This is a genomic window from Microbacterium sp. CPCC 204701 (genome assembly GCF_004010105.1).
Lineage (GTDB): Bacteria > Actinomycetota > Actinomycetes > Actinomycetales > Microbacteriaceae > Microbacterium.
The window spans coordinates 1-11,767 of sequence record NZ_RRYE01000062.1; the positions used below are offsets into that span (position 1 = coordinate 1).

General features: G+C 70.8%; 11 protein-coding genes. 1 reads left to right on the top strand and 10 read right to left on the bottom strand.

What is annotated here, in order from left to right; genetic code table 11:
• The coding region (locus tag EIO58_RS06240) for a PucR family transcriptional regulator (RefSeq protein ID WP_164861554.1) at positions 1–541 on the top strand (541 nt) is incomplete at its 5' end.
• Positions 542–875: 334 nt separating this feature from the next.
• Here the strand turns inward: EIO58_RS06240 and EIO58_RS06245 are convergent.
• The 10 genes from EIO58_RS06245 to EIO58_RS06290 all read right to left on the bottom strand — a co-directional run bounded on the left by EIO58_RS06245 (position 876) and on the right by EIO58_RS06290 (position 11,708).
• Positions 876–1,916: a zinc-dependent alcohol dehydrogenase family protein gene (locus EIO58_RS06245; protein WP_127818788.1), complete on the bottom strand. Its 1,041-nt coding sequence runs from the start codon at positions 1,914–1,916 to the stop codon at positions 876–878.
• Positions 1,917–1,967: 51 nt separating this feature from the next.
• Positions 1,968–2,318 carry a cupin domain-containing protein gene (locus EIO58_RS06250; RefSeq protein WP_240658608.1) on the bottom strand — a complete coding sequence of 117 codons (351 nt, stop codon included), beginning with the start codon at positions 2,316–2,318 and terminating at the stop codon, positions 1,968–1,970.
• Complete coding sequence (locus tag EIO58_RS06255) at positions 2,315–3,745, bottom strand: NAD(P)/FAD-dependent oxidoreductase (RefSeq protein ID WP_127818789.1); 1,431 nt, start codon at positions 3,743–3,745, stop codon at positions 2,315–2,317. Before EIO58_RS06255 ends, EIO58_RS06250 begins: the two co-directional genes overlap by 4 nt.
• Positions 3,746–3,981: 236 nt before the next feature.
• Entirely contained in the window at positions 3,982–4,527 is a 546-nt protein-coding gene (locus EIO58_RS06260) for a cysteine hydrolase family protein (protein WP_127818790.1), read from the bottom strand.
• Between the two features lie 35 nt (positions 4,528–4,562).
• Positions 4,563–6,218 (bottom strand): amidohydrolase, encoded by a 1,656-nt coding sequence (locus tag EIO58_RS06265; RefSeq protein ID WP_127818791.1) that lies wholly within the window; start codon positions 6,216–6,218, stop codon positions 4,563–4,565.
• A gap of 95 nt (positions 6,219–6,313) precedes the next feature.
• A complete protein-coding gene (locus EIO58_RS06270; protein WP_205789159.1) occupies positions 6,314–7,231 on the bottom strand; it encodes an ABC transporter permease in 918 nt (305 codons plus the stop codon).
• Positions 7,228–8,169, bottom strand: coding sequence for an ABC transporter permease (locus tag EIO58_RS06275; protein WP_127818792.1), 942 nt, complete (start codon positions 8,167–8,169; stop codon positions 7,228–7,230). Before EIO58_RS06275 ends, EIO58_RS06270 begins: the two co-directional genes overlap by 4 nt.
• Positions 8,162–9,346: an ABC transporter substrate-binding protein gene (locus EIO58_RS06280; protein ID WP_127818793.1), complete on the bottom strand. Its 1,185-nt coding sequence runs from the start codon at positions 9,344–9,346 to the stop codon at positions 8,162–8,164. Before EIO58_RS06280 ends, EIO58_RS06275 begins: the two co-directional genes overlap by 8 nt.
• A gap of 116 nt (positions 9,347–9,462) precedes the next feature.
• On the bottom strand, positions 9,463–10,647 hold the full coding sequence (locus EIO58_RS06285; RefSeq protein WP_127818794.1) for an ABC transporter ATP-binding protein: 1,185 nt from the start codon (positions 10,645–10,647) through the stop codon (positions 9,463–9,465).
• 272 nt (positions 10,648–10,919) lie between these two features.
• Positions 10,920–11,708 (bottom strand): DNA-formamidopyrimidine glycosylase family protein, encoded by a 789-nt coding sequence (locus tag EIO58_RS06290; protein WP_127818795.1) that lies wholly within the window; start codon positions 11,706–11,708, stop codon positions 10,920–10,922.
• Positions 11,709–11,767: the final 59 nt, after the last annotated feature.

Consider the following 11,767-nt stretch of genomic DNA (forward strand, 5'->3'; position numbering starts at 1 on the left):
GGCTGCGATGCTTCTCTCGCTGCCGGGCGAGACGGTGTTCGGCGACGACGACGCGTTCGCGTTCGCCCGCGCTCTGGTCGACCCCGCGGACGTCGACCGGATCACGGTGTCGGTCGGACGCCGCGCCGAGGGCATCGAGGAAGCGCTCACCTCGCTGCACGAGGCGGTCGGGCTCGCGCGGGGGCGCCAGAGGCGATCAGGGCGCGGCCCGCATCTGCGGCGCTCCGAGAACCGCCCACTCGTGCAGCTGGTGACCGCGCTGCGCGACGACCACCGCGTGCTCGAGCACGGCGAACGCATGCTCGCCCCGCTCATCGCGCACGACCTCTCGCGTTCGGGTGATCTGCTCGACGTGCTCGAGGCCATGCTCGCCCATCCGGGCAATCGCACGGCGGCGGCCTCGGCATCCCATCTCTCCCGTTCGGTGTTCTACCAGCGCATCGCGGTCATCGAGGACCTGCTCGGCGCCGACCTGGACGACGGCGAGACCCAGACCGCTCTGCACCTCGCCCTGCTCGTGAGGCGGTCGGCCGGCCGCTGAGTCGCTGGGGTCCAGCAGCCGGGCGCCAGAGCTTCCGGCACCTGCTGCTCTCGATGGCATGCGCCGCAGTTCGCGACGAACGGCGCCGCAGTTCGCAGCATCCGCTGCGTTCGCGCGGCGCAGCGCCCGCTGGAAGGTGCAGCGCGCTCCGTGCGAAGGCGCGCGGCCCATCGGAGTCGAGCGGAGTCGAGCGGCGGCTGCAGGTGCTGGCGGTCGCTGTGCGTGCTGGCATGCGCGCAGTTTGCGACGCGGTGCGCGGCAGCTTCCGGCATCCGAGACATCGCACCGTACGGCGGATGCGGCGAAGTGCAGCGCCCCTCCGCCGACGCGAGGGTCACGTGCGTTGCGGGTCGATCATCGTCATCCCCGCAGGTGCCGCGCGGTCGAAGGTCGGCAGCATCCGCGCCGCCTCGTCGAGGTCGATGATCCGCTCGACGAGGCGCTCGGGGCGGAGGGCGCCGCTCTCGATGAGCGCGAGCATCCCGGGGTAGTCGACGGCGGCCATGCCGTGGCTGCCGAGCACGTCGAGCTCCCACGCGATCACGCGCGCCATCGGCACGCGAGGGTGACCCGAGACGGGGGGCAGGAGCCCGATCTGCACGTGCCGGCCACGGCGGCGGAGGCTGTGGATCGCATCCGCGCACGTCTGCTCGCCGCCCACCGCGTCGACGGCGACGTGCGCGCCATCCGCCGTGAGGTCATGCACGGCGCCGGGGATGTCGCGGCCGTCGGCCTCGAGCACGTGATCGGCGCCGAGCGACCGGGCGGCGTCGAGGGCGCCGGGATTGCGGTCGACCGCGACCACGTGGGCACCCAGCGCTTTGGCGATCATGACGGCGCTGAGCCCCACGCCTCCGACGCCCACCACCGCGACCCACTCGCCGGGCGCGAGCCGCGCACGCCCCACCAGGCCCCGGTACGCGGTCGCGAAGCGGCATCCGAGGCTCGCGGCCGCCTCGAAGCTCACCGGCTCGGGGATCGCGACGAGGTTCGTATCGGCCGCGTGCAGCGCGACGTACTCGGCGAACGAGCCCCAGTGCGTGAAGCCGGGCTGCTGCTGGTCCGGGCACACCTGCGCTTCGCCGCGCAGGCACCACTCGCACGTCCCGCAGCCGCACACGAACGGCACGGTCACGCGATCGCCGACGGCCCACTTCTCCACGCCCGCGCCCACCTCGACGATGACGCCGGCGAGCTCGTGGCCCGGCACATGCGGGAGTGCGATCTCGTCGTGCCCCGCCCACGCGTGCCAGTCGCTGCGGCACAGCCCGGTCGCGTGCACGCGCACCACGACCCCGCTCTCCGGCGCAGTCGGGGTCGGGACGTCACGGACCTCGGGGGCGGCCCCGATGGCGTCGTACACGACAGCTCGCACCGCGACATCCTCTCATCCGGCTCCGGTCCATGCGGGGCGGGTGGGGCCGGGTCAGCCCGCGACGTAGAGCTTGCGCAAGGTCTCGCGCACCGTCCACACCGTCTGCATTCCGGCCGTGAGGCGCACCACCGAGCCGCGCTGCAGCTCGATGGGCGCAAGCGGCGGCTCGTCGAATGACACCGTCGCCGCGCCCGACAGCACGACGAACACCTCGTCGGCCTCGACGTCGCGCATCGCGCCCGGCGACATCTCCCACACCCCGATCGTGTCGGTGAGCTCGACGTACCCGGTGCTCGGAGCCCCGGCCACCGTCTGCTCGGCGGACACCGGCTCATGCGGGAGCGCCAGGGTCGCGGCATCCGCCACGGTCCCGGGCGCGAGGCCCGCAATGAATCCGCTCACGAGTCGAACCCCAGGCCGAGCGCGTCGAGGGTCTTCAGCAGCAGGTTGCGCCGGCCGCGGTTGTGGTCGGCGCGGTCGAGCGACCACCGTGTGGCGTTGATTCCGATCGAGGCGGCCGGCTCGGGCGGGAAGGGCAGCGGCTTCCTGCGCACCATCTCGAGCTCGGTGCGCTCGTTCGAGACTCCGTCGAGCAGATCGAGCATGACGCCGGCGGCGAACCGCGTCGAGCCCACGCCGAGTCCCGTGAAGCCCGCGGTGTAGGCGACGCGGCGTTCGCGCGCGGTGCCGAAGAACGCCGTGAACTGCGTCGACGTATCGATGGCGCCGGCCCACTGGTGCGTGAACCGCAGCCCCTCCAGCTGCGGGAACGTCGTGAAGAAGTGGCTCGCGAGCGTTCGCCACGTCTCGGGCCGGTTCTCGTACTCGGGCTTCACCTTGCGGCCGTAGTGGTAGATCGCGTCGTACCCGCCGAACAGGATGCGGTTGTCGCGGCTCAGCCGGTAGTAGTGGAACTGGTTCGCCATGTCGCCGATTCCCTGCCGGTCCTGCCATCCGATCGCCGCGAGCTGCTCGTCGGTGAGCGGCTCGGTCATGAGCACGTAGTCGTACACCGGCACGGTCATCAGGCGATTGCGCTTGAGCAGCGACGGGAAGGCATTCGTCGCCAGAACGGCACGGGATGCCTCGACCCGCCCGTTCGCGGTCGCGACCGTGACCCCGGGGCCTGACGTGTCGAGCCCCGTCACGTGCGAGCGCTCGAAGATCTCGACCCCTCGCTGCTCGCACACGCGCGCGAGCTCGGCCGCCATCCGCGCCGGGTGGACCAGCGCGCACGTGCGCTGCTCCCACACCGCCGCGAGGTACGTCGGGGAGGCGACGGATGCCTGAGCCTCGGCGCGATCGAGATAGACCACGCCCTCCTCGCCCTCGGCCGCCCACTCCTTCAGCCACTCGATCTGGTGCGGTTCGATCGCGGGCGCCAGCTGTCCGGTGCGCTCGAACTCGAAGTCCATGCCGTGGCGGGCCTCGGTGGCCTCGATCGCGTCGAGATTCTCGAGGCCGAGCCGCTTGAGTGTCGGCATCTCACGCGGCCACCGCGCCTGCCCGTTCTCGTCGCCGTGCGTGAGACTCGCCTCGCAGAATCCGCCGTTGCGGCCCGACGCCGCCCAGCCGACGCGCTGCGCCTCGACGACCACGACCTTCGCGTCGGGATCGCGCTCGGTCGCCAGCAGCGCCGTCCACAGGCCGGTGTAGCCGCCGCCGATCACGACGAGATCGGCCCGGTGCGTACCGGCCAGCGGCGCGCGGTCGGGGGTCAGGGATTCGGGGAGGTCGTCGCGCCAGAACACCGAGTGCGCGGTGCCCGCAAGGGCATGGTCGACGACGGATGCTGCCGGCCGCTGTCGTTCGAAGACGGTCGTGCCCAAGGGGTATCAACTCCGTTGCGTAGGTTTCGTCCATCCTCCCGCGCAGGCGCCGGTCGCGGCATCCGGTCCTGTCGGAAGTTGGCGCGGCTCCCGGACACCCTGTCGGGCGCGGGTGGCCCCATGGCCGCTCGCAACTCAGGCAGAAACCGGTGAATCCGCGCGGTGCGGTCGCCGGAAGTGCGGATCGCCTGAGTCATGAACCGAGTGCGAGGCGCGCGTGGGTTCGGCTCGGCCCGTCAGCCGGCGGCGACGAGCGCATCGGCATCCGCGACCCGCGCGTAGCTGCCGAGCGCGGCCATGAACGCGGCGTGCACCTGTGCGCCAGGCACCACCGAGCCCGCGAACTCGAGGTCGGGTGCGGCGCACGCGTCGTGCGCGACCGCGACCGAGAAGCCGAGATCGGATGCCGCGCGCACGGTCGCATCCACGCACATGCTCGACATCATCCCGGCGACCACGACCTCGTCCGGGTCGTCCGCGCGCAGGAGCGCCTCCAGGCCCGTGCCGAGGAACGCGTTGGGGCGCGCCTTGACGATCACCGGCTCCTCGCCGATCGGCGCCACCCGGTGGTCGATCTCGACCCCGGGCGTGCCGGGCGCGAAGAACGCGGCATCCGGGGCATCCCACACGTGCTGCACGTGCACGACCCGCTCGTGAGCGGCGCGGAATCCCGCGATCAACCGCGCGGCGGCATCGGCCGCGGCGTCCGGGTCGACGAGCGGGTGCCGTCCACCGGGGAAGTAGTCGCGCTGGAAGTCGATGAGAAGCAGGAGCCGGGTCACCCGCAACAGCCTAGAACCGCGCGCCGGGCGCGGGCTCAGGCATCCCTCGCGGCGTAGACGCGCTCGCCCTCGACGAACGTCTGCAGCACGCGGGTGGCGCCGATCGCATCGGCGGGACCGGCGAACGGGTCGCGGTCGAGCACCGCGAGGTCGGCGTACTTGCCGACCTCGATCGTGCCGGTGCTGTCGTCGAGGTGGTTCACCCACGCGGAGCCTGCCGTGTATGCGGTCATCGAGGTGGCGAGGTCGATCGCCTGCTCGGGGAGGAACGCGTCGTACTCGCCCTCCTCGTGTCCGGGAGCAGCCGTGCGGTTGACCGCGGTGTGGATCGCGGCCATCGGATCGGGCGTCGAGACCGACCAGTCGCTGCCCGCCGCGAGCACCGCGCCGGCGCGCAGCAGATCGCCGAAGGGGTACTGCCGGGCATCGCGCGGCGACCCGAGGAAGGGAAGCGTCAGCTCGACCATCTGCGGCTCGTATGTCGCCCACAGCGACTGCATGTTCGCCGCGACGCCGAGCGCACGGAACCGCGGCACATCCTCCGGGTGCACGACCTGGATGTGCGCGATGTGGTGGCGGTTGTCGCCGCGGCCGTTGCGGGCGATCGCGTGCTCGACGGCGTCGAGGCACTCGCGGACGGCGCGGTCGCCGATCGCGTGGAAATGCACCTGGAAGCCCTCGTCGTCGAGGATCTGCACCGCCTCGTCGAGGATCTCGGGCGCGACGAACGAGATGCCCGAGTTGTCGGTGAAGTGGCCGTGTCCGTCGCAGTACGGCTCGAGCATCGACGCCGTGAAGTTCTCGGCGACGCCGTCCTGCATGACCTTGACGGACGTCGCGGCGAAGCGCCCGCCACGATAGCGGTCGCGGCGCTCGAGGATCGAGGGGATCTGCTCGAGGCCCGCCGTGCGGTCCCACCAGATCGCCCCGACCACGCGTGCCGTCAATGTGCCGTCGGCGGCGGCCCTGAGGTATGCGGGCGCTGGGTCTCCGGCATCCCCGTACGAGCCGACGATCGCGTCCTGCCACGCCGTGATGCCGAACGAGTGGAGGTGGCGCTGACCCACGAGCAGCGCCTCGGTGAGGCGCTCGAGCGGCTCTTCGGGCAGCAGGCGATTGACGAGGCTCATCGCACCCTCGTGCAGCGTGCCGGAGGGCGTGCCCTCGGCGTCGCGCTGGATGCGACCGTCTGCCGGGTCCGGGGTGTCGCGGTCGATCCCGGCGAGCCGCAGCGCGGCGGAGTTCACCCACGCGCCGTGGCCGTCGCGGTTCGGGAAGAACGCCGGCCGGTCGCCTGTGACGCGGTCGAGCGCGGCTGCGGTCGGCGTGCCGCCCGGGAACGCCGACATCTGCCAGCCGCCGCCGAGGATCCATTCGTCGTCGGGGTGCGCGTCGACGTAGCGTGCGATCGCAGCGAGGTATTCGTCGGCTCTGGCGTACTCGGCGAGATCGCAGCGCAGCATGTCGAGGCCACCCCACACGGGATGCACATGGGCATCCTGGAAACCGGGGATCAGCATCCGTCCCCGCAGGTCGACGACCTCGGTCGACGGCCCGACGAGCTCGCTCAGGTCTCGGGGCGAGACGGCGACGATGCGTCCGTCCTTCACGGCGACCGAGCCCGCGCGCGAGCGCACGGTGTTCGCGGTGAAGACGGGTCCTCCGGTGAAGACGAGGTCGGCGTGGGTCATCGCTTCCTTTCGCTGAGACTGCACCTGGCTGCCGAGACTTCGGGTGGCACCGCGGTTTCGGCCGTCAGGAGAAGTCTCACGGTCGATGGGCGGGGTCAGCCGCCGGTCATGGTGCGGGCGATCTGCGTCGCGGAGTCGCCCGCGCGCTTGAGCACGAGCGCCACGAGCGCGAGGGCCACGAGGGTCAGCAGCAGCATGATCGTCGAGACGGCGGCGATCTCGGGGCGCAGGCCCGAGCGCACCGCGCTCAGGACGTACACCGGCCACGGCGTCGTGCCCGACACCTGCACGAACGCGGCGACGATGGTGTTGTCGAGGCTCAGCGTGAACGCCAGCAGGAAACCCGCGAGCACCGCCGGCATCGCGAGGGCGAGGGTCACGCGCCGGAACGTCGTGATCGGCTTCGCGTAGAGATCGGCGGATGCCTCTTCCAGGTTGGCGTCCTGACCCACGAGCCGGGCGCGCACGATGTACGACACCACGGCGGTGGCGAACAGCGACGAGCCGATCGAGAGGCGCACGATGCCGTCGTTGAACATCGCGATGCCGGCGTCCTGGCCGAGGATCACGAACCACGGAAGGAGAGCGACGGCGTCCACGATCTCAGGCGTCACCGACACCAGCAGGAGGAGCCCGAGGAACCACCACACCCACTTGCCCGGGTACCGCGCCATCGCGATGCCGGCGAGCGTGCCGAGCACCGTCGCGATGATCGCCGCGATGAACGCGGTGATGAGCGAGACGCGCACGGCGCTCTGGATCGCCGGCTTCTCGAGAATCGTGGCGAACGCGTCGAGCCCGAACCCGTCCCACGACACGAGGAGGCGTCCGGTGTTGAACGAGTAGATGACGATCACGATGATCGGCAGGAAGAGGAAGAGAATGACGAGCACTCCCCACACGCCGAACGCGACGTCGGACCACGACCGGTGTGCGCGGCGGTGAGGAGCGCGCGGCGCGGCCGCGCCTTCGCGCGACTGCAGAAGGGTCTGGGTCTCCGTCTGCTGGGTCATGTCATCACCTCCACACGGGCCGGGGCCGCGGCATCCGTCGTCTGCTTCTCTACGGCCGGGCCGAGCACCAGCCGATTGCGTGCGCGCAACGGCAGGGCGACCAACCAGACGATCACGGCCGCTACGCCGATCGTGAGCATGATCACGAGCATCAGCAGCACCGCCATCGCCGAGCCGAGCGCCCAGTTCTGCGCCGTCTGGAACTGGCTCGCGACGAGCTGGCCGACCATGTTGCCCCTCGCGCCGCCGAGCACTGTCGCCGTGATGTAGTCGCCCATCAGCGGGATGAACACCAGCAGCACGCCCGCAATGATGCCGGGCCGCGACAGCGGCAGCGTCACGCGGAAGAACGTCGTGACCTTGCCGGCGCCGAGGTCCTTCGAGGCCTCGCGCAGCGCCGGTCCGACGCGGTCGAACGCGACGAACAGCGGGAGGATCATGAGCGGCAGGTAGTTGTAGACGACGCCGACGATGACGGCGGTGCGTGTGTACAGCAGGTCGAGGGGTCCGTCCAGGACGCCGATCGACTGCAGCAGCCACGACAGCCACCCCTCCGGGGCGATGATGACCTGCCACCCGATCGTGCGGACGAGGAAGTTCGTCCAGAACGGCACGAGTACGACAGCGATGAGCAGGCCGCGCCGCTGCGGCTTGACCTTGAACGCCATCCAGTACGCGACCGGCGCGCCGATGAGGAAGCAGAGCACGGTGCCGATGACGCCCACCCACAGCGTGTTCTGGAAGGTGGCGAAGAACGTCGGGGAGAAGGCCTCGACGTAGCGGTCGAACGAGAGGATGTCGTTGGCGTGCGTGCCGAACACGCCCGGTTTGTACCCGAAGCTGAACCACACCACCATCGCCACGGGCGCGACGAAGAACAGCAGGAGCCACGCCCAGGCCGGAACGGCCAGCGCGGCTCCTGCCGAGCGCTTACGCACCGGCGGCGGCCTTCATCTCGTTCCAGATCTCCACGCGCGTCGTCTGCGAGTCGTTGAGCTCCTGCTCGTGCATCGTCTCGAGCTGCTCGGCGGTGAAGAAGATGAACTCGGGCAGAGCGATGCCGGCGTCGACTGCCGCCTGCTCCATGTCTTCGCCGCCCACGTTGTACCCGATGTAGTCGAGGTTCAGCATGAGGCTCTCGGGCGCCATCGAGTAGTTGATGAACGCGTGCGCGGCCTCGGGGTGCGGGGCCCCGGCGGCGATCGCCCAATTGTCCATCCACAGCTCGGTCACGGGGCCCGGCAGCACCCACTGCCAGCGCTCGGGCTCGCTCGACTCCATGAGACCCAGACGGGCGTCGCCGTTCCACGACTGCATGAGCACCTGCGTACCCTGGGGAATGGCGTTCGTGCCCGGGTACGAGTCGAAGGCCGAGATGTGGGGCGCGATCGTCTCGACGAGGTACTGGCGGCATGCCTCGAGCTCGTCGGGATCCTCGGTGTTCCAGTCCATGTCGTTGGCCCAGAAGTATGCGCCGATGATGCCCGCGGGGTCGTCCGACATCGAGGTCTTCCCGCTGGCCTCGTTCTGTGCGGCGTCGAAGAAGTCGGCCCACGTCGCGAGCTCGCGCGTGATGACCGTCTTGTCGTACACGAAGCCCGTGGTGCCCCACGCCTTGCAGACCGAGTAGTCGTTGGACGGATCCCACGAGCGGCCGAGGAAGGCCGGGTCCATGTTCGACATGTTCGGCAGCAGGTCTTTGTTGAACTTCTCGAGCAGGCCGTTCTCGATCATCTGCGGGATGAAGACGCCGGTGGGCACGACGATGTCGTAGCCTGACGTGCCCTTCGCGGCGACGAGCTTGGCGATGAGCTCCTCGTTGGACGAGTACGAGTCGAGGGTGACCCTGGGGCCGAGTTCGTCGGTGAAGCCCGACACGACGTCGGGGGAGTCGTAGTCGCCCCACGTGTACACCGAGAGGCTGCCCTCGAGATCGCCGCCGGTGGCCTGCGGGGCGGGCGACGAGCCGCCTCCCGGTGCGCACGCGGCGAGCACCGTGGCGCCGCCGGCGAGCGCGGCGAAACTGAGGAAGCGTCGGCGCGAGACCTCGCGAACGATGAGGGGAGCGGCGGCCTCAGGGGCGAGGATCCGAAGGGGGTTGCGGGACTCGTTCATCGGTGTCTCCTGGTTCGGGTCGGAGCCGGCGCGGCGCCTGTGCTGTGGGGCCGGCTCGGCCGGCAGGTGGTTCGGGATGCCGCGGCTGCGGCCCGCGGGACGTTCCGCGTGTCGGCTCAGGTGGTCGGCGGGGCGATGTAGCCGCCCTCCTGCGCGGCATCGTCGGCGGGGAACAGCAGGACGTGACGGGCGGCCCACGTGCACACCACGCGGTCGCCCACGGTGAGCGCGGGCGCATCGGGCGCCGGGCGCCGCACGATGAGGCTCTGGTCGTCGCCCAGCTGGACGAGATACTGCATCGTGTCGCCCAGGTGCGACACCCCGATCAGCGCGCCGCGCGCGACGTTGGCATCGGAGATGCTTCCGCCCGCGGTCCCTGAGCCTGTCGAAGGGTCCTGCTCGATGCGGATGTACTCCGGACGAACCGCGGCCTCGCCGAGGTTCGCGGTCGCGAGCACCGGGGACGCGGCGCGCACGAGGGCGTGGGTCGAGGTGATCGCCGCCCCGGCCTCGGAGACAGGACCCCGGAAGAAGTTCTGCTGACCCACGAACGCCGCTACGTACGCCGACGCGGGGCGCGCGTAGACGGTGTCGGCGTCGGCGAGCTGCTCGATGCGTCCGGCGCGCATGATGGCGATGCGGTCACTCATCGACAGCGCTTCGCCCTGGTCGTGCGTGACGAAGACGAACGTGATGCCGAGGCGGGACTGCAGCAGCTTCAGCTCGAGCTGCATCTCTTCGCGCAGCTGCCGGTCGAGGGCGCCGAGCGGCTCGTCGAGGAGGAGCACCGCGGGCCGGTTCACCAACGCACGCGCGAGCGCGATTCGCTGCTGCTGGCCGCCCGAGAGCTGCGTGGGCCTGCGATCGCCGAACCGTCGCATCTGCACGAGGTCGAGCGCCTGCGACACGCGCTCGCGGACCTCGGACTTGGGCGTGCGTCGCTGCTGGAGCCCGTAGGCGACGTTCTCGGCCACCGAGAGGTGCGGGAACAGCGCGTATGCCTGGAACACCGTGTTGACGTCACGGCGGTACGGCGGCACACCGCGCACCGCGCGCCCCGAGATGCGGATGTCTCCGGCATCCGGCTGCTCGAAACCGGCGATCATGCGGAGCGTGGTCGTCTTGCCGCAGCCCGAGGGTCCGAGCAGCGAGATGAACTCGCCCGGTTCGACGGTCAGCGACAGGTCGTCGACGGCGACCTGGTCGCCGTAGTACTTCGTGATCCCCGCGAGCACGACGGCTCCGCGCGAGTCCGTGGCCGTGGTCGCGGCGGTCGGGTCCGCCTCGGTCGCAGTGGTCACCTGGTGACGCCCTCCTGGTCGCGGGGCCGCGCGGCGGTGCGCGGTCGAGTGTGTGAGGTATTCAATATCGCGACGGCATCCGCGGGCAACGCATCGACCGCCGAACCGGACGATCCGCGGTCTGCTGCGGTCTGGTGCGACAGATCGTCCGGCCCGGTGTAACGGGCAGGAAAACGCGGTGTTTCGGCGTGGGCATGGCAGGGCGACGAGGGATGCCGCGGTCGTGACCGACAGATCGTCCGTTGCGCGATCGTGATGAACGCGTGCCATAGTCACTGCTGGCAGGACGGGCACCAGAACACGATGCGCTCGCGCGTCGGGTCGGCTCCGAGCGCACCGCCTCGGATGAGGGCGCTGCACCGGCGGCACGGCCGGCCCTCGCGCCGGTAGACCCACGTGGATCGACCCGGGCGGGCATCGCCGGTGAAGGTGCGGCCGGAGCGGTCGCGGTTGGCGCGGATCATGCGGGCTCCGAGATCCACGATGGCCGGGGTGTCCGTCTCGCTCGCCGGAGTGGTCGGAAGGATGCCTCGGACGAACAGGATCTCGCTTGCGTACTCGTTGCCGAATCCGGCGACGTTGCGCTGGTCCTGCAGCGCGACGTGCACCGGCCGGGTGTCGGCGGCCAGGCGTCGCGCCGCTTCGGTGGGATCCCAGTCATCGGACAGCGGGTCGGGGCCGAGGTAGCCGACCAGCTTCTCTTCGTCACGCGTGGGCACCACGGTGATCTCGGCGAGGTCGAAGCCGACCGTCTCCCACTCGGCGCCCTCGGGTGCCGTCGCGCCGACGAGGGCTCGCGCCCGGAAGGCGGGCGCCCGCCAGCGCTCGCCGCGGCGGTACACGTGCCACTCGCCCTCCATCTTCAGGTGCGAGTGCAGTGTGACCTCGCCGATGCGGTGAAGCAGATGCTTGCCGCGCGCGACGACTCCTCGCACGACCTCGCCGGTGAGGTCGACGGTGGCCACCTGCGGCACCCGCAGCTCGAACCGCGTCACGGTCGCGCCCGCGAGCACCGCGTCGAGGCGGCGGGCGGTGCGATGGACGGTGTCGCCCTCAGGCACGGGCGCCCTCGCGCACCGCGTCGCCCGCAGTGAGGCGGCGCAGCGTGAGACCGCGCGGC